Source organism: Halorhabdus rudnickae (genome assembly GCF_900880625.1).
In the GTDB taxonomy this organism is placed as follows: domain Archaea; phylum Halobacteriota; class Halobacteria; order Halobacteriales; family Haloarculaceae; genus Halorhabdus; species Halorhabdus rudnickae.
The window spans coordinates 788,418-810,605 of sequence record NZ_CAAHFB010000001.1 but is presented as its reverse complement, the minus strand read 5'-3'; the positions used below and the strand labels follow the sequence as shown (position 1 = coordinate 810,605).

26 protein-coding genes and 1 tRNA gene are annotated in these 22,188 nt (G+C 63.4%); 14 read left to right on the top strand and 13 right to left on the bottom strand.

Going from position 1 to position 22,188, the window contains the following annotated elements; genetic code table 11:
• The first annotated feature begins 28 nt into the window (after positions 1–28).
• Positions 29–1,198: a bifunctional phosphopantothenoylcysteine decarboxylase/phosphopantothenate--cysteine ligase CoaBC gene (coaBC, locus tag BN2694_RS04000; protein ID WP_135662820.1), complete on the top strand. Its 1,170-nt coding sequence runs from the start codon at positions 29–31 to the stop codon at positions 1,196–1,198.
• Here the strand turns inward: coaBC and mnhG are convergent.
• From mnhG to mbhE, 7 genes are read right to left on the bottom strand one after another with little or no spacing between them, the layout of a single operon-like run.
• Complete coding sequence (gene mnhG / locus BN2694_RS03995) at positions 1,195–1,563, bottom strand: monovalent cation/H(+) antiporter subunit G (protein ID WP_135662818.1); 369 nt, start codon at positions 1,561–1,563, stop codon at positions 1,195–1,197. The genes coaBC and mnhG overlap by 4 nt on opposite strands.
• Entirely contained in the window at positions 1,560–1,850 is a 291-nt protein-coding gene (locus BN2694_RS03990) for a monovalent cation/H+ antiporter complex subunit F (protein ID WP_135662816.1), read from the bottom strand. Before BN2694_RS03990 ends, mnhG begins: the two co-directional genes overlap by 4 nt.
• Positions 1,840–2,469: a Na+/H+ antiporter subunit E gene (locus BN2694_RS03985; RefSeq protein WP_135662814.1), complete on the bottom strand. Its 630-nt coding sequence runs from the start codon at positions 2,467–2,469 to the stop codon at positions 1,840–1,842. Before BN2694_RS03985 ends, BN2694_RS03990 begins: the two co-directional genes overlap by 11 nt.
• Complete coding sequence (locus BN2694_RS03980; protein WP_135662812.1) at positions 2,466–4,079, bottom strand: complex I subunit 5 family protein; 1,614 nt, start codon at positions 4,077–4,079, stop codon at positions 2,466–2,468. The genes BN2694_RS03985 and BN2694_RS03980 overlap by 4 nt, the downstream gene beginning before the upstream one ends.
• Positions 4,079–4,483 carry a sodium:proton antiporter gene (locus BN2694_RS03975; RefSeq protein WP_135662810.1) on the bottom strand — a complete coding sequence of 135 codons (405 nt, stop codon included), beginning with the start codon at positions 4,481–4,483 and terminating at the stop codon, positions 4,079–4,081. Before BN2694_RS03975 ends, BN2694_RS03980 begins: the two co-directional genes overlap by 1 nt.
• Positions 4,480–5,001 carry an MnhB domain-containing protein gene (locus tag BN2694_RS03970; protein WP_135662808.1) on the bottom strand — a complete coding sequence of 174 codons (522 nt, stop codon included), beginning with the start codon at positions 4,999–5,001 and terminating at the stop codon, positions 4,480–4,482. The genes BN2694_RS03975 and BN2694_RS03970 overlap by 4 nt, the downstream gene beginning before the upstream one ends.
• Entirely contained in the window at positions 4,998–7,412 is a 2,415-nt protein-coding gene (gene mbhE / locus BN2694_RS03965; protein WP_244605355.1) for a hydrogen gas-evolving membrane-bound hydrogenase subunit E, read from the bottom strand. The genes BN2694_RS03970 and mbhE overlap by 4 nt, the downstream gene beginning before the upstream one ends.
• Before the next feature lie 207 nt (positions 7,413–7,619).
• Between mbhE and hpt the strand changes: the two genes are divergently transcribed.
• Complete coding sequence (gene hpt, locus BN2694_RS03960; protein WP_135662804.1) at positions 7,620–8,189, top strand: hypoxanthine/guanine phosphoribosyltransferase; 570 nt, start codon at positions 7,620–7,622, stop codon at positions 8,187–8,189.
• Positions 8,190–8,767: 578 nt separating this feature from the next.
• Here the strand turns inward: hpt and BN2694_RS03955 are convergent.
• From BN2694_RS03955 to BN2694_RS03945, 3 genes are all read right to left on the bottom strand, one after another.
• Positions 8,768–8,842 (bottom strand) — tRNA-Met (locus tag BN2694_RS03955).
• A gap of 53 nt (positions 8,843–8,895) precedes the next feature.
• Positions 8,896–9,393, bottom strand: coding sequence for a GtrA family protein (locus BN2694_RS03950; protein ID WP_135662802.1), 498 nt, complete (start codon positions 9,391–9,393; stop codon positions 8,896–8,898).
• Positions 9,386–10,159, bottom strand: coding sequence for a glycosyltransferase (locus BN2694_RS03945; RefSeq protein ID WP_135662800.1), 774 nt, complete (start codon positions 10,157–10,159; stop codon positions 9,386–9,388). Before BN2694_RS03945 ends, BN2694_RS03950 begins: the two co-directional genes overlap by 8 nt.
• A gap of 100 nt (positions 10,160–10,259) precedes the next feature.
• Between BN2694_RS03945 and BN2694_RS03940 the strand changes: the two genes are divergently transcribed.
• Positions 10,260–12,644: a DUF2298 domain-containing protein gene (locus BN2694_RS03940; protein WP_135662798.1), complete on the top strand. Its 2,385-nt coding sequence runs from the start codon at positions 10,260–10,262 to the stop codon at positions 12,642–12,644.
• 33 nt (positions 12,645–12,677) lie between these two features.
• On the opposite strand, the gene BN2694_RS03935 is transcribed toward BN2694_RS03940, so the two are convergent.
• Positions 12,678–12,929: an HAH_0734 family protein gene (locus BN2694_RS03935; RefSeq protein WP_135662796.1), complete on the bottom strand. Its 252-nt coding sequence runs from the start codon at positions 12,927–12,929 to the stop codon at positions 12,678–12,680.
• A 165-nt stretch (positions 12,930–13,094) separates the two neighbouring features.
• On the opposite strand from BN2694_RS03935, the gene BN2694_RS03930 reads away from it, so the two are divergent.
• From BN2694_RS03930 to BN2694_RS03910, 5 genes are read left to right on the top strand one after another with little or no spacing between them, the layout of a single operon-like run.
• Complete coding sequence (locus BN2694_RS03930; RefSeq protein ID WP_135662794.1) at positions 13,095–13,376, top strand: 50S ribosomal protein L44e; 282 nt, start codon at positions 13,095–13,097, stop codon at positions 13,374–13,376.
• Between the two features lie 3 nt (positions 13,377–13,379).
• Positions 13,380–13,553, top strand: coding sequence for a 30S ribosomal protein S27e (locus BN2694_RS03925; protein ID WP_135662792.1), 174 nt, complete (start codon positions 13,380–13,382; stop codon positions 13,551–13,553).
• Positions 13,550–14,350, top strand: a complete 801-nt coding sequence (locus BN2694_RS03920) for a translation initiation factor IF-2 subunit alpha (protein WP_135662790.1) — start codon at positions 13,550–13,552, stop codon at positions 14,348–14,350. Before BN2694_RS03925 ends, BN2694_RS03920 begins: the two co-directional genes overlap by 4 nt.
• Positions 14,347–14,529 carry an RNA-protein complex protein Nop10 gene (locus BN2694_RS03915; protein ID WP_135662788.1) on the top strand — a complete coding sequence of 61 codons (183 nt, stop codon included), beginning with the start codon at positions 14,347–14,349 and terminating at the stop codon, positions 14,527–14,529. Before BN2694_RS03920 ends, BN2694_RS03915 begins: the two co-directional genes overlap by 4 nt.
• A gap of 5 nt (positions 14,530–14,534) precedes the next feature.
• Positions 14,535–15,290, top strand: a complete 756-nt coding sequence (locus BN2694_RS03910) for a proteasome assembly chaperone family protein (protein WP_135662786.1) — start codon at positions 14,535–14,537, stop codon at positions 15,288–15,290.
• A gap of 37 nt (positions 15,291–15,327) precedes the next feature.
• Here the strand turns inward: BN2694_RS03910 and BN2694_RS03905 are convergent, their stop codons facing one another.
• Positions 15,328–16,497, bottom strand: coding sequence for a pyridoxal-phosphate dependent enzyme (locus BN2694_RS03905; RefSeq protein ID WP_135662784.1), 1,170 nt, complete (start codon positions 16,495–16,497; stop codon positions 15,328–15,330).
• Between the two features lie 110 nt (positions 16,498–16,607).
• Here BN2694_RS03905 and BN2694_RS03900 point away from each other — a divergent pair, with 110 nt between their 5' ends.
• Entirely contained in the window at positions 16,608–17,867 is a 1,260-nt protein-coding gene (locus tag BN2694_RS03900) for an NAD(P)/FAD-dependent oxidoreductase (RefSeq protein WP_135662782.1), read from the top strand.
• A gap of 184 nt (positions 17,868–18,051) precedes the next feature.
• Here BN2694_RS03900 and BN2694_RS03895 read toward each other — a convergent pair whose 3' ends face one another.
• A complete protein-coding gene (locus BN2694_RS03895; RefSeq protein WP_135662780.1) occupies positions 18,052–18,738 on the bottom strand; it encodes a metallophosphoesterase in 687 nt (228 codons plus the stop codon).
• 116 nt (positions 18,739–18,854) lie between these two features.
• Here BN2694_RS03895 and BN2694_RS03890 point away from each other — a divergent pair, with 116 nt between their 5' ends.
• The 5 genes from BN2694_RS03890 (at position 18,855) to BN2694_RS03880 (ending at position 22,127) form a co-directional block, all read left to right on the top strand.
• Positions 18,855–19,619 carry a DUF7839 domain-containing protein gene (locus BN2694_RS03890; protein ID WP_135665430.1) on the top strand — a complete coding sequence of 255 codons (765 nt, stop codon included), beginning with the start codon at positions 18,855–18,857 and terminating at the stop codon, positions 19,617–19,619.
• A gap of 50 nt (positions 19,620–19,669) precedes the next feature.
• Positions 19,670–19,816 carry a hypothetical protein gene (locus BN2694_RS16965; RefSeq protein ID WP_167879956.1) on the top strand — a complete coding sequence of 49 codons (147 nt, stop codon included), beginning with the start codon at positions 19,670–19,672 and terminating at the stop codon, positions 19,814–19,816.
• A gap of 121 nt (positions 19,817–19,937) precedes the next feature.
• The gene (gene dph2 / locus BN2694_RS03885; RefSeq protein WP_135662778.1) at positions 19,938–20,987 is read left to right on the top strand and encodes a diphthamide biosynthesis enzyme Dph2; all 1,050 of its coding nucleotides are present in this window, start codon (positions 19,938–19,940) and stop codon (positions 20,985–20,987) included.
• Positions 20,988–21,171: 184 nt separating this feature from the next.
• The gene (locus tag BN2694_RS16960) at positions 21,172–21,309 is read left to right on the top strand and encodes a hypothetical protein (protein ID WP_167879955.1); all 138 of its coding nucleotides are present in this window, start codon (positions 21,172–21,174) and stop codon (positions 21,307–21,309) included.
• A gap of 194 nt (positions 21,310–21,503) precedes the next feature.
• Positions 21,504–22,127: an METTL5 family protein gene (locus BN2694_RS03880; RefSeq protein WP_135662776.1), complete on the top strand. Its 624-nt coding sequence runs from the start codon at positions 21,504–21,506 to the stop codon at positions 22,125–22,127.
• Positions 22,128–22,188 lie beyond the last annotated feature (61 nt).

Here is a 22,188-nt window from a genome sequence, read left to right as displayed (position 1 = left end):
TTTTGGGTCGGGTGACCGAATCCAAGGTATGCTCGAAGACACGAACGTCGTCCTCGGGGTGACGGGGTCTATCGCGACGGTCAAGACTGTCGAACTCGCTCACGAGCTCCGCCGCCGAGGGGCGACGGTCAAGGCGGTCATGACTGAGTCGGCGACGAACATCGTTCATCCCTGGGCAGTCGAACTGGCAACGGACGGCGACGTCGTCACGGAGATCGGGGGGAGCGTCGAACACGTCACGTTCTTCGGTGAGGACCCGTGGGGCGATGTCCTGTTGATCGCGCCCTCGACGGCCAACACGGTCGGAAAGGTCGCGGCCGCGATCGACGACTCACCGGTGACGACCTGCGCGACGACGGCGCTTGGCGCGGGCATTCCAGTCGTGATCGCCCCGGCAATGCACGAACCGATGTACGATCACCCCGGCGTTCTCGAAGCGATCGACCGCCTGGAATCGTGGGGTATCTCCTTTGCCGATCCGCGCATCGAGGAGTCGAAGGCCAAGATCGCCAGCGAGGAGTCAATCGTTCTCGAGACGGCCCGCGCTGCGGGGGAGCGACCGCTTGCCGGCGAGGAGATAGTCGTCACCAGCGGCGCGACTACGGAGTCGGTCGACCCGATCCGGACGTTGTCGAACCGCGCTTCGGGCAAGACCGGACGGGCGATCGCGAAAGCCTGCTACGTCCGCGGTGCTGACGTGAGGCTACTCCACAACGGGGACGACGTACCTTACGCCACGGTCGAACATGTCGAGAGCGCTGCCGAAATGGTCTCTGCAGCCCAGCGGATTGGACCCGGCGCCGACGCTCTCGTCTCTGCGGCGGCGATAAGCGATTATACCGTCGAGAAACGTCCGTCGAAGATCAGGTCCGGTCAAGACGGCCTGACACTGGAACTCGAACCGACGCCGAAGCTGCTCGATCGCGTCCGGGAGGCGGACCCCGAGCTGCCGATGGTCGGGTTCAAACTCGAAACTGGCGTCGAGGAACCAGACCTGATCGGAGCCGCCCGTGATCTGCTCGATCGGGCAGACCTCTCGCTGGTCGTCGCGAACGAGGCCGGAGTGGTCGGCGACGACGCCACCGACACCCGGTTGGTCGGTCCGGACGGTGTCGACTCGTTTGTCGGTTCGAAGGCCGAACTCGGAGCGCGGCTGGCCGAGGATCTCGTTTCGATACTCCGCGCAAGTGGTGATTAGCTGTTCCGACGTTCGTCCTCACTATCAACAAACTCGGCTGTCTTGGGCCAGGAAGCGTCGCCGAAGAAGGGCACGCCCATCTTCTGAGCCGCCCGGGAGATCATGTGTGCTCCCGTCGGCGCGGTCAAAAAGAGAAAGAGGATACCGACCAGCGACGTGAGGCCGGCTCCTTGCGGCCCGAAGTAGGCGAAACTCGCGAGAAACAGCGAAGCTGCCCCCAGCGTCGTTGCCTTACTCGTGGCGTGCATCCGGTTGTAGACGTCCGGCAGACGGATCAGGCCGAACGTCCCGATCAGGAGGAAAAACACTCCCAGGACGATCAATCCACCGACGACACCTGCGTGTAGCGCTTCAAGCATGGTCATTCGATGATGTCCCCCTCGGTGACGAACTGCGCGACGGCGATGGTGCTGATGAAACCGATGATCGCGAGCACGAGGCTGACGGTGACGAACAGACCCTGGCCGGTCCGGAGCGCGAACAGGATCGCGATCGCGACGACGTTCGTCCCGATCGTGTCCAGCGCCACTACTCGATCCGGCACTGTCGGCCCCCGAATCACCCGGTAGGCCGCCAGTAGCGTGACCGCACTGGCGATCACCAGTGCCACGTCGATCACAGAGCCGAGGATCGCCGGGAACTCACTCGCCATCGGCATCACCCTCCTGCCGTCGGGAAGTCGTGTCCGGATCACCTGGACCGTCGTCCCCGTCGAGATCGGCGTCCGCCTCCGCGTCGGGGTCCGGCACGGGGTCAGACGGTGTCCGTTCCTCGTCGAAGATCCGCAGCGCGTAATCCTCCCAGGTGCGGATCGGCGCGACGATTGCTTCTCTGTCGAACGCGGCGATCGCGTGAACGTACAGCGAGTTGCGGTCCTCGTTGTAATCCATCGTGAGTGTTCCCGGCGTAAGTGTAATGCTGTTAGCGATCGTCGTGATCGCGGCATCGGATTCGACCCGCAACGGTACTTCGATCACCGCGGGCTTGATCGGCATCGACGGCGCGAGTACGCGATAGGCAACGTCGACGTTGGCTGTGATCAGTTCCTTCAGGAAGACCGCGAGGTAGATCACGACGAACGGCAGCCCACGGACGATGTCCCCGAGAGCCGCCTTCGGGACGTAGAACCGTCTAAAGAGGAAGGCGATCGGCAGTCCGAGTGCCAGTCCCGTGACCAGCGCACCCGCGACCGGTACCGGTGCGGGTTCGACGCCCTGGACGAACAGCCAGAGGATGGCCAGCGCGGCCCCGATGACCGGCCAACGTCTCATCCGACCACCTCCGGGGCGACAGCCTTGACGTAGGTTGCCTGATCCGTCGCCGCGTGGGCGGCGGCCTCGGCGGCCCGATAGACGGGATCGAAACCGATCCCGAGGACGACTACCGCAAGCGCGAACACGGCCACAACGGAGACCATCGCCGTGGGGCGATAGGACCGCTTCACTGGATCGCTCGGCGAGCCCCAGAACGCGCGGTTCCACGCCCTGGTGATGTACGCGATCGTCAGCACGGCCCCGACGAGCGCGACGACCAGCGCTACGCCGGCGAATGGCTCGCCCGCAACGATCGCTTTCCCGGCCGTCTCGAACACCAGTAACTTGCCGAAGAAACCGGTCAGCGGCGGAATGCCGACGAGGGCGAGTCCTGTCAGGAAAAACGAGCCGGCGATGACCGGCCGTCGCGTCGAGAGTCCGCCGAGAGCGTCGAAGCGGATCGAGCCGACGGCCTCGTAGACGGTTCCACTGATCAGGAACAGCGCCGACTTGGCGATCGCGTGGTTCAGTGAGTACACCAGCGCGGCGATCAGCCCCGCGACCCGGACCGGACCCGTACCCGTGGCGGCGAGTGAAAGCGCCAGCACGATGAACCCGATCTGCCCGATCGAGGAATACGCGAGCACGTCGTCTAAGTCGTTGCGCGAAACAGCTCCGAGTCCGCCAAGCAGGATGCTCCCGATCGCCATCAGGAACAGGACCGGGCCGAACAGCCCGAGGAACGACTCCCCGGCCATGCCGAACCCGAGTTCGCTACCGACGGTTGCCGCCCCAAAGACTGTAAAGAGTAGCCGGATGATCGCGTAGATGCCGACTTTCTTCGTGACGCCGGCCATCACCGCCGCGACCGGTGCCGGGGCGGCCCGATACGCGGCAGGCACCCAGAACTGGAACGGGACGATCCCCGCTTTCAGCGCGAAGACCGCAAAGAGCATCGCCCCGAGCCCGAGGACGGGCGCCGGGTCTATCCCGAACTCGCCCGCGTGAGCGAGTCGACGGGCGATGTCAGCCATGTTGAGGGTCCCCACCGTCGCGTAGATGCCACCGATCGAGAGCAGCATGACTGCACTGCCAAGCAGGTTCAGGACAGTGTACTGCAGCGCAGCACGCGTGTGTTCGGCCCGCCCGTAGAAGACAACCAACACGTAGCTGGGCATGAGCATTACCTCGAACCACACGAAGAGGTTGAAGATATCCCCCGTCAGGAATGCCCCGGTGACGCCCGCGAGCATGAAGTGAAACAGCGAGTGATAGGAGACGCGCTGGGCGAACTCATCGACGTACAGTGCCGAGAAGACGAGCGCCGGGACGACCACTGCGACGGTGAGGACGAGCATGAACGCCGAGAGTGCGTCCGCCACCAGCGAGATCCCGAAGGGTGCCGGCCAGTTCGACACCTGATAGGTGAGTGTCTCGGTCGTCCCACCGGCTCCAGTCAGGATCCCGACCGAGTACACCCGGCTCACCAGGGCAAGCACCGCGACAGCGTACGCCCCGATCCCGATGAGGCTGATTGCACGCTGGCCGCGGGGGTACCGGCGCGTCCCGAGCGTCAGAATCGCCGTCACCAGCGCGACGACCAATGGTGCGACGACGTGTCCGCTCATTATCCGCTCACCTCCGTGAGGTCGATCGTCCCGTGCTCCTCGTAGACGCGATAGGTGAGCACGAGGGAGAAGGCGGTCGTCCCGAAGCCGATGACGATGGCCGTCAGGACCAGCGCCTGCACCAGCGGATCGGTGACTTCGCCGTGGGCCCCGCCGTGAGAGATGATCGGCACCGCGCCACGGAGCCCACCCATCGTCACGAGGTAGACGTTTGCCGCCTGGCTGATGATCGTCACGCCCCAGACGACTCGGACCACGTCCCGCCGGAGGACGAGGAAGGTTCCCAGGGCGAACAGGAGCCCGAGGACGACCGCCAGCACGACCTGTGGCTGGCCGCCTGTCTCGGAGCCCGCGGACGTGCTGGCGAGCACGCCCGCTACCGTCCCGACGACAGTGGCAATCATTCGGCACCCACCACCGCGAGGATCGTCAGCAGTCCACCGACGACGACCAGGTACACGCCCAGGTCGAACGCAAGTGCGCTGGCGAACTCCATCTCCCCGTACAGGGGGATCCCCTCGACGAACAGCACACCCTGGGAGAGGAACGGAAAGCCGAACGCCATCGCCACGATGCCGCTCGCGGCCGCGATCGCCAGTCCGACCGTGAAGATCTCGCCGAACTCCTTGGTGATCGGCGGATCGACATCTGTCCCATCTGACCCGTCACTGATCGGCAGTGATCGCGGGACGACAGTTCGATGTAACAGTTCCTGTTCGATGTATCGCAGGCCGTAGATGATGTAGATCAGCGCGAAGCCGGTCACAGTGAGGACGCCAGCGATGAAGCCGCCGCCCGGCAAGTTGTGGCCCTGCAACATGAGTGCAATCGCGACCAGCAGGATGATCGGGACGACCACGCGCGTGATCGTCCGCGCGATGAGTGTTGTATCGCTGTCTGTCGGTCCTAACTCCGAACTCATTGTGTTTCACCTCGTTTTCGCATCGCGATCAGCGTAATCACCGAAAGGGCCGCCATGGCGATGACTGAGATCTCGCCCATCGTGTCGAACGCGCGGAAGTCGACCAGGATCACGTTGACGACGTTCCCACCGCCGCCAAAGTCAAACAATGTCTGGCCGTGTTCGGCCGGCACCCCAGCCCGTTCGATGAAGTACTCATAGATCGGTTTGCCGGGCGTCGCCGCGGTCGTGACCAGCACGGTCAGGAAGACAGTGACGCCGACGACCGCCGAGACGACCCCGTCCCGCAACGCCTGCAGCCGATCGAGTTCGCCGTAAAACGCGGGCAATCGATCGAGGACGAGCAGGAACAACACGAGCACCAGCGTCTCGACGACGAGTTGAGTCAGTGCCAGGTCGGGTGCGCTCGCGAGGATGTAGAAGATCGCGACCATGAAGCCCAGGATCGACAGCGTGAGCACGCCCGCGACGTGGGACGGCGCTCGTGTCACGGCGAGGGCGGCGACGATCGCCACGCCGAGGACGATCGCCATCGCCGGCTCCGCGGCCAGCGAGGACACTGTCGGGAGAACGACGCCAGCCCCTGCGTAGCCGGCGAGAGCGAGGCCGGCGACCGCAGTCAGCAACCAGATCGCGTAGGTCCGAAGCTGCCCGGTCTGGACCCGTCCGGCGACGATCCTCGTCCGGTCGAGCCACTCGATAGCCCCGTCGTAATACCAGTTCGGCGACAGCGGGCGCATCGACGCGAGTCGATCGAGGACCGTCGCGAGCCGGCCGTAGTACGGGTAAGCGAGCGCGCCGGCCCCGATCGTGAGGGCGCTCATCGCCGCCGCCGGGGTCAACGCCGTGGGCAGGTGATAGCCGAAGTGTGGCTCGGCGGCCCCCACGCCCTCGGCGATACGGTCGACGAAGCTCGTGAGCGGTTCGAAGTGAATACCCATCGTCGAAGTCACGCCTCCCAGTCCGATCACGCCCGCCAGGACGGCGAGGACGACTGGTGGCGCAAGCATCGTTACGGGTGGCGAGTGGACGTGATCGAGCGCGTCCGGCCGGTCGCCGAAGAACAGCGAAAGGAACCTGATCGAATACAGGAACGTGAAGACGCTCCCGAAGACCGCAACGGCCGGGAGTACCCACCAGAGTCCGCCCGCCTCGTGGGCGAGGTGGTAGGTCGCCTCGAACAGCAACTCCTTGGAGTAGAACCCGTTGAACGGCGGGAGGCCGGCCATACCGAGGGCGGCCACGACGGCCACGGCGGCGGTGATCGGGAGGTCGCGCCAGAGGCCGCCCAGTTCCGAAAGCAGTCGCGTCCCGGCTTCGTGGGCGACGATCCCGGCGACGAGGAACAGTGCCGCTTTGAACAGCGCGTGATTCAGGATGTGGAACGCACCAGTTTCGGCCCCGTAGACCGACTGCAGGCCGAACCCGGCAACGATCAGTCCCAGATGAGAGGCCGTCGAGTATGCGAGCAGTTCCTTGATGTCGTCGGCTGTGATCGCCAGCATCGCCCCGACAGTCATCGTCAGCAGGCCGAGCGCAGCAAAGAGGAGTTCCCACTCGGGCGATCCGAGCAGGGGCCTGAAGCGACCGACGAGGTAGACACCTGCTTTGACCATCGTCGCCGAATGGAGGAACGCCGAGACCGGCGTCGGGGCCTCCATGGCGTTGGGCAACCAGATGTGGAACGGAACCTGTGCCGACTTCGCCCCTACGCCGACGGCGAGTAGCCCAAGGACGGGGACGAGCAAGCCTGCCGAACGGAGTCCTTCCCGCATCGCCCCGGCGTTAGCGATCATCGATCCGTCGCCACCGACCAGTCTGAACGTGGGTGCGCCGAGGGCGTCCGGCGAGCCCGAAACGACGTACAGGAGCAGAAATCCGACCAGCAAGAATAGCCCACCGGCCACGGTGATAATCATCGCCTTTCGGGCGGCGTACTGCGAGTCGGGATCGTCCTGATAGTGGCCGATCAGAACGAACGACGAGACACTCGTGAGTTCCCAGAAGACGAACAGCGCGAGCAGATCGGCGGCGAATGCGACGCCGAGCATCGCGCCCATGAACACGAGTAGTGTCGTGTAGAACTTCGCCTTCCCCGGTTCGTCGTGCATGTACCCCTTCGAATACGTGAAAATGAGGATGCCAATCCCGCTGACGACGAACGCGAGCAACAGCGAGAGCCCGTCGACGTACAGGGCGATCGAAACGTCAAGGGAAGGGATCCACGGCAACGATACGACGCCCTCTCTCCCGTACTGCGTGCCGACGAGTCCGAATACGATGGCCGCGACCGCCGCACCCACGTAGGCGATGCGATCGCCCAGCAGGCGATACAGCACCGGCGCGATCGCGGCAGTCAGAAACGGCAACGCCAGCACGGCGAGGAGGACGCTCTGACTCGGTGATTGCACACTTCTATTTCCCGGAAGAGTAGACTTAATCCTTCTCAAAGTTCCCGCTGTCGTGATCTGGTTGGCCCGCCAGTGTCGCACCGACCGGTGGACTGCGTGGGCGTCAATCATGCCCGCGGGCAGGGGCCCCACAGCCGCCGTGTTGTACCCGAATGGGGCCTCGTCGAAATCAGTGTAGCTTTTAATCGCGGGTACAGTACCATCGGCATGGATCGGCTCAAGCAGTCGTTGCTCGACGCCCCGGTCATCGAGAAAGACGACTACCAGTACTTCATCCACCCGATCAGCGACGGGGTCCCGATGCTCCGGCCGGAACTCCTTCGCGAGATCGTCATCCGGATCATCCGGAAGGCAGAACTCGAGGACGTCGACAAGATCGTCACGCCCGCTGCGATGGGAATCCACATCTCGACGGCCGTCTCGCTGATGACCGACATTCCCCTCGTGGTCATCCGCAAACGCCAGTACGGTCTGGAAGGGGAAGTCTCGCTCCGACAGGTCACCGGGTATTCCGAGAGGGAGATGTACGTCAACGACGTCTACGAGGGCGATAAGGTCCTCGTTCTCGACGACGTGCTCTCGACCGGCGGAACGCTCGTCGGGATCACGGGTGCACTCGAAGAGATCGGCGCGGACATCGTCGACATCGTCGCCGTCATCAAGAAAGTCGGCGGCCAGAACAAGGTCGAGGACTCCGATCTCGACGTCAAGACGCTCATCAACGTCGACGTCGAAGACATGGAGGTCGTCGTCGTCGACGAGCACGGCGACGGATAGCCCCACCTGGTCACAGCCTGCGCCACTCGGTTATTGCCCCTCTCGATGACGTATCCCATCGTTCGTAATCGCGAGCCTCGCCGTACTATAGCGGGAGATAGATTTGAACCACGCCAACGTCGGTCGCTTCGCTCTCTCGTTGTCTACTTCAAATCTACGACAGCGACAGCACAACGAGTATGGCACAGAGATACACCTCTGGGCCGTTTGTTTCGTTGAGAAGTAGCGAGAGGTAGATTTGAACCACCTGAACATCGCTCCCGACAATCGCTCGTTCCGTCATTCAAATATACTTGTGACAATTTCGTCGCCCACGATATTGTGAGCGACAGAACATAGCGGGAGGTAGATTTGAACCACGCGAAACGCGAGCGTTTCTCTCGTTCAAACTACCACAGACGAATTTGTGGCTCGCGGATTGCTCGCCACAAAATATAGCGGGAGGTAGATTTGAACTGGGGACAGACGGTCACCTCATTTCATTCGGCGCTGCGACTGTCTGAGTTCAAATCTACTCCAAGATATTTCCCGACTCACGGACTCGTCGTTTCGCTCCTCGTCATTGTTCGTCGCGAAAATAGCGGGAGGTAGATTTGAACTACCGATCTGCGGGTTATGAGCCCGCCGGAATCTCCTGGCTATCCCATCCCGCTACCATATCGTAACTCAGGTTTCCCATTAAGGGTTGTGATTCGGATGCCGTCCGTTAGTTATTCCCGTGCTCGGAGGACTCGCCTTCGAGGTGGACCTGCCAGGTGAACAGGCTCTCGAAGACGTAGTTGACGACCATCGCGAAGGCAATGGCGATCGGACTCGCGGCGAGAAACCACAGGTCCGTCCCGAAGACGTACAGTGTCACTGCGAGGTGCTGTGTCAATACCCAGTACACGCTTAACTGGACGGCCACACCGCCGGACCGAACTAGATGTGACCGGCCGAGGCGTCCCAGAACCGCTCGTACGTCCGAGGACCCCTCGGTTGCGAACGTCCAGTGTTCGTTGACCGCGAACATGACAAGAATAGCGGTTTCGATCCCCGCCGCTTTGGCCCACATCTCGGGGACTGCGAATCCGAGACCGAGGACGGCGAGTACCGCGTTGTCGCTGATCGCCCCGATCACACCGACCGAGACAAACTTCCCGAAGCGCACGCCCGAGAGGAGTGATCGAACGTACCCGTCGAACCGCCCGTTGCCCTCACTCATGGTACTCTCGGTCGACCAGTGCCGGCGATTCGTCTCGCCCCGCAGCGATCATCCGGTGGAGGCGACTATCCCTGATGCGTTTCGCGCGGTGGCGAGCGCTGAAGACGGCCCCGCCCAGATCAACGGCCGTGCGGATCGGCGAGACTGTCGATCCCGGGTGGTCCTCCCACGTGATCGGCACTTCTTCGATCCTGAGATCCATCGCCCCGGCGATAGCCACCAGCTCGACGTCCCACGCAAACCCCGGCTCGAAGATGTGTTCACGCACTTTCGACCAGGCCGGTCGCGAAATCGCTTTCGCGCCACACTGGTAGTCGTACAGTTCCGCGTCGAGCATCCGACGCGCGAACCAGGCGAACCCATCACCGAGGAATCGCCGGGCGAACGTCTGGTGGGATTGGATAACGGCGTCAGGATGGCGGCGCGATCCTGCAGCCAGGTCGGCCCGATCCGACACGACTGGCTCGATCACGGACGCCATCGACGACGGGGGCGTCGACCCGTCGGCGTCAGCGAACGCCAGAATGTCAGTGGAAAGAGACTCGAACCCGGCCGTGATCGCGGCGCCCTTCCCGCGGCGATAGGGGGCCGAGTTGACGTCCACGTCGAGCGATTCGACTCGTTCGATCGTCTCGTCGGTGGGGACGTCGATCTCGATCCGGACAGTGGCCGGGTCGACTGCCTCTTGGAGGGCGTTCACGTACGATTCGAGCGTGGGGACGTCCGGGCGGTAGGCCGGCACCACGACACCGACAGACCGACTCATTGTCTGGAGGTTCGCGGGCGCGAGTAAAAGCAATTCGACTTCGATACACCTGGCTTGTGCTTCACAAGACGTTTAGGTGACTTCTACGTTTCCCCGGGTGATGGAATTCGGGCTCGTCGCGCTGTGGCTTGCGCTCTACCTCGCGTTGTTGCTGGCCGGAAGTGTCGTCACGGGCTGGTTGTTCCCCCGTTTCGAGGATTACGGGTCCGGCGTCGCGATCCCGCTGTCGGTGACGGTACTCTGGCTCGTTACCTTCTTCGTCGGTCGCCTGTCGATCACGATCGGTATCTGGCTCGGCGTCGCCGTCCTCGCCGGTCTCACGTTCCTGGCTGGCTCCCGCGGAACCGACCTCGACCTCCGTCGCGTGGGAGAGACATGCGTCGTCTTCTCGGCTGCATTCCTCTTTTTCGTCGGCGTCCGGGTGTTCGCGGCCCCCTTCGGCGCGACTGATCCAGTCGTCGCCCCGCTCCCGCTGTCGATCGGCGAAAAGATGCTGGACTTCGGACTGCTGAAGTCGCTGCTCCGGGCCGAGACGCTCCCGCCTGAGGACATGTGGTTCGCGGGTGAACCCGTTGCCTACTACTACGGCGGACACCTCGCCACGGCGATCCTTTCGCGCCTCACCGGGACGGCCGGTCGATTCGCCTACAACCTCGCGTTGTCGGGCTTTTACGCCATGCTTGTCACCGCCGCCTACGGCATTGCGAGCACCGTCGCTGCTGACCGGGCGATCCCGCGCCGTCTCGCCGGCGGTCTAAGCGTCTTCGCCGTTGGGATTGCGAGCAACCTCTCGACGCCGGGTCGACTGCTGCTTTCGGTCCTGCCGGATGGCGTGGCGTCGTCGATAGCCGACTGGCTCGGCGTCGAACTGCGGAACCTGGCGACCGGGATCGAGAACTTCTATTATTTCGATGCGAGTCGCGTCATCTCCGATCGTCAAGCCGACTTCGCGTTCCAGTTCCCCACCGCCGGTCCGGAGGCGACCTCACCGACGATCAACGAGTTCCCCTTCTTCTCGTGGTTTAACGCCGACCTCCACGCACACATGATGAGTACGGCGTTTCTCCTGCTTGCCGCCGCCATCTGTCTCTCGTACTACCGGACGCCTGAACGGGATGTCTGGCGACGCCGCGTGTTGCTGTTCGGCGTTCTGCCGCCGGTAGCGGGACTGTTGGCCGTCACGAACACGTGGTCGTTCCCGACGACGGCCGGCCTCGCCTTCCTGACGGTCGTCCTCTCGCCCGCCAAGGCACGGTCGTTGCTCCCGTCTCGATACGCAAATCGACTCCCCGAAACCGGCCTCCCACGGGAAGGAACGTCGATCGCGGTGGGTATCGGCGTCGCCATCGGCGTTCTCGTCTCGGGGGTTCTGTGGTCGCTGCCGTTCTGGCTGGGGCCGGCGGGCGGCCGGACAGTGTCGATCCTTCCGGATCGATCCTCCCTCGGCGAGCTGCTCGTCGTCCACGGCCTTTTCGTCGCGGTCTTTGGCACGTACCTTTATGCGCGCTCGCGCCAGGCCTTCGGCGACCAGGTCAGGAAGTACGCGTTCGCGGCTGTCGTCGCCGTGATCGTCGTCGGACTGCTCGACTTCGCTGCGCTCGCTCTGTTCGTGCTGCTGGTGGGTGTGAGCTGGCTCCTGGCTCGCTACCGATCGGACAATCGATTTGCTTTCGCGGGGAACGACGACGAAATAGAAGACAGCTCACGAGACACGACGGAGCGCGATCTCCCTGGATTCGAGACGGTTCTTATCGTGGCAGGTATCGGGCTCGTGACGCTGATAGAGTTCGTCTACCTGAAGGAGGGCAGCGGACGGATGAACACCGTCTTCAAGGTATACATGCAGGTGTGGGTGCTCTGGGGCGTGGCGTTCGGTCCGGCCCTTGCCTGGCTCCTCTCGGAGCGCGACAATCGATCGACGACGAGTTTCGGTCGTCTTCGGTCGACCGGGCTGCGAGCCGGTCTCGTGGTGCTGGTCGTCTCGTCAGGTATCTACGCGCCACTGGCCGTCTCGAACAACTTCAACAGCCAGAACCCGACCGTTGACGGCCTCACGTACCTCGAGTCGGAGTATCCCGAGGAGGCGGCGGCGATCCATTGGCTCGACGATCGGGATGGGCGGCCCGTCGTCTTGATGGACGCTCCGGGCGGATACACCTGGGATCCCGCGGACGGCGAGAGTTCGAGCGCCCCGGCGAGTCTGACGGGGCTGCCCACCGTCCTCGGGTGGTTCCACGAAGCCCAGTACCGGGGTGAGGACCCATACGAGGAACGGCTCACGGACGTCGAGACGATGTTCGCGGGCAATCCCGACGAACAGCGATCGCTCCTTGCGAAGTACGACGTTGCGTACGTCTATGTCGGGCCGATAGAACGGAACGCGTATCCCGACATGACCGTCACTGAACTCGAAGCCGTGGCCCCCGAAAAACAGTGGGACGGAACAACGATCTATCGGGTCGACCAGTCGTCACTCGACGGCTAAGTAGATCGGAGAGAACGGAGATCCCGAAACCGATCAGGCGGATTCGACGACTGAGATCGCCTCGGCATCGGCCGAAAGGGTTTCCAAGTGCATCGGCACGAAGTTCCGCAACTCGAAGTCCTCTCGTTCGTCCTCGCCGCCGACAGTACACCACAGTTGCGGGCGATCCGGACCGTGCCAGTCCCCTTGACGGGCGATTCCGAAGCACACGTACTCCTCGCCGTCGTACTCGATGACCGTGTCCTTCCGAATCCCGGGATCTCCATGGACGATGAGTCGCTTCATATGGCCGGGTTGGCCCAACGCGGCATTAAGCGCTTCGGAGCATGCAACGGCCGGCGTCAATCAGGGCCGATCCGGGCCTCCTGTGAGTCGTTGACGGGCCGCTACCGGCGTTGAACCAAACGGGTTTTAAGCGGCGCTGTCCAACCCACCCGCAAGGTCGATATCATGGAGATGCCACGCCGATTTAACACCTACTGTCCCAACTGTAACGAACATCACGAACACGAGGTCGAGAAGGTCCGACAGGGCCGTGCAACGGGCATGACGAAAGTCAATGGCCGCCAGCGTGAGCGTCAGTCGGGCATCGGGAACGACGGCAAGTTCTCGAAGGTTCCCGGTGGCGACAAACCGACGAAGAAGACCAACCTCACATACCGCTGCTCGGAGTGTGGCAACGCCCACCTTCGTGAAGGATGGCGCGCTGGCCGACTGGAGTTCCAGGAGTAAATCATGCCGGGAAGCTTCTACAGCGTGCGCTGTCCGGACTGTGAGAACGAACAAGTCGTCTTCGGCAAGGCCGCAAGCGAGGTCGCCTGCGCGGTGTGTGGGAACACGCTGGCCCGCCCGACTGGCGGGAAGGCCACGATCGAGGGCGACGTAGTCGAGACCGTCGAGCAACGATGAAGTTCAGCGGCTGGCCCGATCCGGGCGAACTCGTCGTCGGTCGCGTCGACGAGATCGAGGACTTCGGCGTGTTCGTCGACCTCCAGGAGTACGAGGACAAGCGCGGGCTGGCCCACATCAGCGAGGTCGCCTCCGGGTGGATTAAGAACGTCCGCGACCACGTTAACGAGGGTCAGACCGTCGTCGCGAAAGTCCTAGACGTCGACGAGAGCGCCCAGCAGATCGACCTCTCGATCAAGGACGTCAACGACCACCAGCGCAAAGAGAAGATCCAGGAGTGGAAAAACGAGCAGAAGGCCGACAACTGGATGACCATCGCCTTCGGCGAGGACATCGAGGACGAGCGCTACGCTTCGATCGCCGAGGAACTCATCGCCGGGTTCGGCTCGATGTACGATGGCTTCGAGGAAGCGGCCATCCACGGCTCGGAGGCGCTCGAAGACACCGGTCTGGACGACGACGAGATAGACGCGATCGTCGAGGCCGCCCGCGAGAACGTCTCGGTGCCGTATGTGAAGGTCACCGGATACATCGATCTCGAGTGTCCGGCGAGTGACGGCGTCGACGCAATCAAGGAGGCCTTGCAGGCGGCCGAGGGGAACGGAGAGGTACCCGAAGAGATCGACCTGGCGGTCACCTACGTCGGCTCGCCGGAGTATCGCATCGAGGTCCAGGCGCCCGATTACAAGACCGCCGAGTCCCAGCTGGAAGCGAGTGCCGAACGTGCAAGCGACGAGATCTCCGAGCACGGCGGAATTGCCGAGTTCCATCGCGAGCGCAACGTCGAAGAGGAATGAAAGCTGACATCCGGGTGTGTTCGGCCTGGGAAGATGAACACGAGCGCCCTGTGTATTCGCTTTCCTCGAGTTGTCCCGAGTGTGGGTCCCGGACCGTCAACAGCGCGCCCGCTCCGTTCTCGCCGGAGGATCCGAACGGCGAGTATCGACGCGCACTTAAGCGCCGCAACCGGCAATAGGCGGTATGGACGATTACGAGATCGAGGAACTCGAGGCAGTCGACCTCGAGTCACCGGTGTTGGTCGAGGGGCTTCCCGGCGTCGGCCACGTCGGGAAACTCGCCGTCGAACACTTACTGGAAGAACTCGACAGTACACTCGTTAGGCGGGTCTACTCGACGCACTTTCCGCCGCAGGTGTCCGTCAAGGACGGTGACGTCCAACTTGCCAGCGCCGAATTCCACGCTGTGACGCCCGACGAGGGGAGAGATCTGCTCGTCCTCTCGGGTAACCACCAGGCCCAAGACAACGCGGGCCACTACGGCCTGGTCTCGACGTTCCTCGACGTGGGCGAGTCATTCGGTGTCGAGGAGATAATCGCGCTCGGGGGCGTCCCGACGGGCGAACTCATCGAGGAGTACGACGTGATCGGAGCGGCGACGACCGACGATATGACGGCGGACCTCGAAGGGGCCGGTGTGGCGTTTCGCGAGAACGAACCGGCCGGCGGGATCGTCGGCGTCTCCGGGCTGTTGCTCGGCATGGGCAAGCGCCAGGGCACGCCTGCCGCGTGTCTGATGGGCGAGACATCTGGCTATCTGGTCGATCCCAAGAGCGCCCAGGCCGTCCTGGAGGTCCTCCAGGACCTGCTGGGTTTCGAAGTCGACTACAGCAGCCTGGAAGAACGGGCCGACGAGATGGAAGAGGTCGTCCGCAAGATCCAGGAGATGGAACAGGGACCGTCCAGCCCGGCCGACGAGGACCTTCGGTACATCGGCTGAGGCCAGGCAGAACGGCTCCCTGATTGATTGTTCTCGATCAGATGCCTTGACTCATCAGGTGGCTCCGCAAAATGTCGCTCTCTGAAGCCACCGCAAGCGGATCTACGATGAGTACCGATTCGTCGGTGTCGATCTCTCCGCCGACGAGTGCGTCTACCCCAGCAAGTGCAACGCCACCCGTTGCGCTACACTCGACACCTCCTGTGGCGTTCGCCTCGACGGCGGCGGCGAGGGCGTCGTCGTCAGTCACTTCGATGGCGCCCCCGTCGCTATCCTTGATCGCCTCGATCGCACATCGTCCGAGCGCGGGGTCCGGAATTTCCAGCGGCCCGACGATGGAGTCGGGCGCGGCGGTCGGTTCGAGGACAGCCCCCGATTCGTAGGCAGCAACGATCGGGGCACACCCCTCCGGCTGGGCGGCGTAGAGGCGAGGCATCGTTTCGATCAGGCCGGCGTCGACCACCGCCCGGAGACCAGTTTCCAGACCGGCGATCCGGTGTCCGTGACCGGCTGGGAGAACGATCACGTCGGGGGCAATCCAGTCGAGTCCGGCGAGCAGGTCCCAGGCCAGGGCCACTGCGCCGAGCCGGCGGAAGGGAGACCGCGGATCGACCGGGAACCCGTTCTCGTCTCTCGATTTGTACGCTGCGAGTGCGTCGCCGTATCGTCCTTCGACGACCGAGAGATCGCCGCCGTGGACGTTCGCCATCGCCTTGTTGAGGAACGGCGTTCGCGAGGGGACGAACGCCAGCGACTCGATGCCCGCCCGACCGGCGTAGGCCGCCGCGGACTGTGCCGCGTGGCCGGTCGAGGGAAGGACGACCCGCTCGGCCTCTCGACTCGCTGCCGCCGCGATCGCGAACGCCATCTCCCGATCCGCGGTGCTCCCGGTCGGATTGCGCCCTTCGTCAGCGATCCAGAGCGTCTCGATGTCGGTCGCCATCGCCAGTGAGGAGCACTCGACGGGCGTCGATCCACCCGCACCAATGCCTCTGGATACCGTGGAATCCAGCCCGAGCAGAGAGGCGAATCGATCGAGTCCCGATCGTCCCGGATCGCCCAGTTCGTCGGGTGTGTCGGGGAGCGCGCTCGAATCGAGTCGAACCCGAAGTATTCCCCCACAGTCGGGACAGGTCACGGTTACGTTCAGATACTCGATCATCTCCGCACAGTCCGGACAGTACAGGCTGACGGGGGCATCGTCCATACGTGCCCCTGTGGGCGGGGCGGACAAGTGCTGTCCGGTCGCCCCGAACGTGCGTCGGATTCCAGTTTCCGCCCCGGAGGATTTTCCCGGTCGGGTTCGTAGGTCGGGCCATGACAGAAGTCGTCGTCGCCGGCGGCGGACTCGCAGGACTGGTCGCGGCGCGTCACCTCGCGAGGTCGGGTCTGGACGTGACTGTCTTCGAGCGCGAGTCGAGCGTCGGCGGTCGTGTCCGGACGACGCGGGAGAACGGCTACACGTTCGACCGGGGATTTCAGGTTCTGTTCGACAGCTATCCGGCCGTCAGGCGAGAACTCGACCTCGACGCACTCTCACTCCGGCGGTTCGATCCTGGCGCGACGCTGGCGCGGCCCGACGAGCGGTCGGTCCTTTCGGATCCGTTTCGCGATCCCGGGGCGCTGACGGAGACACTGTTCAACCGGGAGATCCGGCTCGCGGACAAACTTCGGATCCTCAAGCTCCGCCGTGAACTCGCGAACGCCGATCCGACGGCGATCATCGGCTCCAGCCGTCCGAGTCAGACTATCGAAGCGTATCTGGCTGCTCGTGGTTTCTCACAGGCGTTCGCTGAACGCTTCGTAGCGCCGTTTTACGGTGGGATCACGCTCGACCGGTCGCTCTCGACTGACGCACGCGTCTTCGAGTACACATTCAAGATGCTGGGCGAGGGCCGGGCGACGGTCCCGGCCGAGGGTATGGCGGAGATCCCCAAACAACTCGCTCAACGCGCCCGCGATGCTGGCGTCAATATCGAAACCGGCGCGACTGTCGAAGCGGTGGAAGCAGACGCCGTCACTGTCGACGGCGAGACGATTGGCACCGGTGGAGTCGTCGTCGCGACAGACCCGAAGACAGCCGAGGAACTCACCGGTGTCGACACGCCGGACGGTACACGGGGCTGTGCGACTGTCTATGTGAGTTTGCCGTCGGAGACACCGCTTGACACCGGGAAGCGCTTGTTGCTGAACGTGATCGACGATCGACCGAATCAGGTCGCTCAGTTGTCGACAGTCGCGCCGGAGTACGCTCCGGAGGGTGAACAACTCCTGGCCGCGACGTTTCTTGGCGTCCCGGCGACCGACGACCAGCAACTGTTCGAGGAAACCCGCCACAAACTGTCGTCGTGGTACCCCGAACGGACCGTGGCTGACCTCGAACATCTACGAACCGAACGTGTGCCGTTCGCACAGTTTGACCAACCACCCGGATTCCGGGCTGGCCTGCCTGACCCGGACGCACCCGACGGGCCGGTCGTCCTGGCAGGCGATTACACACGCTGGTGTTCGATTCAGGGCGCACTCGAGAGTGGCCGCGTGGCCGCGGGGGCCCTCCAGAATGGGATGGGCGTCTAAGCGTCGTCTCCGCTAGTCGGGACGGGAGTCAGTGTTTTGTTGGTTCCTCGGTGAGCGATTTCGGGACGAGCCAGCGGGTCAGGACGATCAGAATACCGATCACGAGCAGCGACACGAGCAGGATGGCGATGGCGGCGTCCATACGTCTTGATACTCTGCCCGGCATCAAAACTGTTGGCAGCGCTCAGAGGTAATTGCGCAGGGATCCAAGCGGCGGAAATGCGAGTGTTTCCTCGGCCACGTCGTCCCAGACGATCGGCCGGAACGCGTCGGCATTCCCGATCAGCGGCGAGTGGAAGTCCGCCGTTGTCATGCCGTTGATCCGGACGCCGGCCACGAGACCGTTGAACGCCGGCAAGACGAGGACGTCGCCCCCGCGATAGGCGCCGGCACCGCGGAGATAGCACGGTCGCTTTCGTCCCTCGATCTCGATCGCCGGGTGATCGTGACCGACGACGTACCGGTCGGCGTCAGTCTCGGGGAGTTCGTGACCGTGAAGCACGACTGTATCATTGTCTTCGAGTTCGTACTCCGCTGGGGCCGGGCCGTCCCAGAGGGCATCGAGCATGACGTCATGATTCCCCGGCGTGACGATCAGGCGACAGCCGTGCTCGACGGCGCAGTCCTCGATACGCTCGAAAGCAGACGCAACACCGGGGGGCAGGGAGTCGAATGATTCCAGGACATCACCGGCAATGACGACCTCCCTAATGTTGTGAGTGTCGAGCAGATCACCGAGGCGTTCGACGATCGCGCGCTCGGACCCCACAGATAGCTCGACGTTCGAGGACTGTTCTCGCCCGAGATGCAGATCAGCGAGCACGAGTGTCTCATCGAGGATCACCGCACGGTCCCGATACGTCGGTCCCATCGTCGGAGAGAAGGATGACCGGTGGGGTAAACGTGTCGTCGTCTGAACCGGGACCATGTAAGTCCGACCGACGGCAGGGAGCGGGGTTTATGAACGAGCAAACCGACCTCCCGGGCATGATCGATGTCCTCGATAACAAGCGGGCGGCGACCCGCTTTCGGATCCTCGTCGAGATCGCCGAGCGCCAGCCAGCAGTCAGCCAGGGCGAGATCGCCGATGCGGTCGGCGTCACCAGCCAGGCCGTCAGCGAGTACATCCGTGATCTCGTCGAGGACGGGTTCGTCGAGAAGGAAGGGCGCTCCCGGTATCGGGCTACAAACGAGGGCGTCGATTGGCTGTTCTCGGCGGCCACCGACGTCCGGCGGTTCGCCGACCACGTCACCGAGGACGTTCTGGGCAGCGTCCAGGAGGACGCAGCGGTCGCCGTCGAAAGTGTCCAGGAGGGTGATACCGTCTCGTTGTTCATGGACGAAGGGCTGCTCCGCGCGAGACCGGGTGAGGACAGTGCGACTGGCGTTGCAACGACTGACGCCGCCGCCGGCGAAGTAGTGGGCGTCACAGGTTTCGAGGGCGTTATCGAACTCCAGCCTGGCGAGGTCGACATCATCCAGGTCCCGCCCGTCCGGTCCGACGAGACGCCCGATTACGAGCGAATCCGTGAGGCGACAGAGGGTGCCGACCTCGTGGCGGCGGCGGGCGTCGAAGCCGTCGGTGTTCTTCGCGAGATGGACATCGACTCGCGGACGCACTTCGCTGCAGGGGAAGTCGCGGCCGATGCTGCGAGCCGCGGGCTGGACGTGGTCGTTGTCGCGACGACCGACGCTGTCGGGCGCGTAACCGACGCGTTGCGGGACAGCGAAATCTCCTACGCCGTCCGATAGGGCTCGTCACGTATCCGAATCCTTGAGGGGTTGGGCCGACATTGTCCAGTATGACCGATCCTGAATCTGCAGTCGAACAGTTTCTGAACCAGTCAGACGCGGCCTTCGAGGAGTACGAACAGGGATACGCCGACGCCGACGCGACGCTTCGCGTCCTCGAATCTCACATCGAAGATCTCCGGAAGGCTGTCGAGTAATGTAACAATCAGTAGATAGTGGCTCGCTGTCTAGACCGAACGTGACGTGCTACCGTGGCAAAAACCGGGCTCTGTGCCGGGAACGCCGCCGTTTTACGCGCCGATCCGCTAGCGTCGAGCAATGAGTCAGGAGAGCGAGCGGTCCCCCGGAGATTTGACGGCGACGGGGATGGCGCTCAGACACGACCGCGAGTGGGACTACGAACTCGACCGTATCAGCGATGCCGTTGAGGAGCGAAACGCCAACACCGTCGGCTTGCAGTTCCCCGAGGGACTCAAGCGCCGCGGGCCGGCTGTCGCCGACGACCTCCGGCGGACCTTGCCCGAGGACGTGACAGTGATGCTCTCGGGTGAGCCCTGCTATGGGGCCTGTGATCTGGACACGGAACTGATGCGTCACAGCGACGTCTTCGTCCACTTCGGGCACAGTCCGATGAACGAGTCCGAGCAGATCATCTACGTCCCGCTGTTCTCGAACGTCGACGTTTTCCCGATTATGGAGGAGTCCCTCGCGGAGTTCGACGACTCCGACGAGGACGAAGACATCGGCCTGGTCACGACGGCCCAGCACATGAACAAGTTCGACGAGATGCGATCCTTCCTTGAGGATCGGGGTTACGAGGTCCACACCCGACGCGGCGACGAACGGCTGACCCACGAGGGCCAGGTCCTGGGGTGTAACTACGCCTCGGCGGACGTCGATGCGGACCAGATTCTCTATGTCGGCGGCGGGAAGTTCCACCCGCTCGGATTGGCGATGGACCACCCAGACAAACACGTCGTCATCGCCGATCCCGTCAACAACGTCGTGGACATCGCCGATGCGGAGGCCCTGATCAAACAGCGCTACGGGGCGATCCACCGCGCGATGGACGCCGAGACCTGGGGCATCATCTATTCGACAAAGATCGGTCAGGGACGTCTCGAACGCGCCCGCGAGATCGTCGAAGAAAACGACGACGCCTACCTTCTGACGATGAACAACGTTACGCCCCAGAAGCTCACCAACTTCGGGCTGGATGCGTACGTCAACACTGCCTGTCCCCGGATTACGACCGACGACGGCCCGCAGTTCAAACAGCCGATGCTCACGCCCGGCGAGTACGAGATCGCGATCGGTGAGAAACCCCTCGAATCTCTCTCGTTCGACACTTTCCACGGCACCTGGTGAACGTCCGGTCTGTGCCACCCTTAGACGTAGTCTCTTCTCCTTGATGCTGTTGTGGGCGGCCCATCAAAGGAGCAATACTTGCCCTCAGATGAATTTAACCGGAAAGATTATCCTATACCACGAACAATCATTTGGTATAGGGGCGGCGCAGCGATCGGGCGTCGTTCCGCCGGAGGGACCAACCATGGCAACCTGGTACTGTATGGACTGCTCGGAGTACATCGACGAGCGCATGGCGTCGTGGCACAAATCCCAGGATCACGAGATACTCGGCTATCGAGCCCCCAGGTCGATGGAGGATCGACACCTCTGGAGTAGTTGAGGGTCGCTCCGTGGTGATCGGTCGTCTCGGGACGGTTGATAGCAGGCTGGCACTCTGACGGTGCCGGGGGTGGGACAGGGACCGGCGAGTGGGGGTCGTCCGCTGTTTCGATCAATAGTGTGCCGTCGTCGAAGCCTTTTCCATCGACGGGGGCCACAGTCCGGCAGACGCGTCGATCAACGCGTCGGTCATCGATGAGTACGAAACGGCAACTGGCCCAGCAACTCGGCGTCGTCGTCGGGTTCGACGACCCTCAGGCCGCTCTCGAACAGTATCGTACGCCACCGGCAGTCGCATCGCACCTGATTCATCTCGCGGATCTCAACGACGATCTCGACGGTCGGACCGTCGTCGACCTGGGTTGTGGGACCGGGATGCTCGCACTCGGTGGGGCGCTACGGGGCGCAACCCGTGTGATCGGCGTCGATATCGACCCCGGTCCCCTGGAGACGGCTCGGGAGAACCGCCGCCGGGTCGGGACGAAAACGGCCGTCTCCTGGCTGCGCGCCGACGCGACGCAGGTCCCGCTGTGTCCCGACGAGCCGGTAACAGCCGTGATGAACCCGCCTTTTGGCGCACAGACTGGCAACGAACACGCCGATCGTGCCTTTCTGGGGACGGCCGCCGACATCGCGGATGTCTCTTACTCGATCCACAACGAGGGCAGCGTGGACTTCGTCGAGGCGTTTGCGGAGGACAACGACGGCACAGTCACGGCAGCCTACCAGTCCTCGTTCGATTTGCCCCGGCAGTTCGAGTTCCACGACGCCGATAGTCGGACGATCGACATCGAACTGTTCCGCATCGAGTGGGCGTGACTTCGGGGGTGTCGACGGGACAGTCGGCGATTCGTTTCGCCAGTCAGCCGGCCCGAGGAAC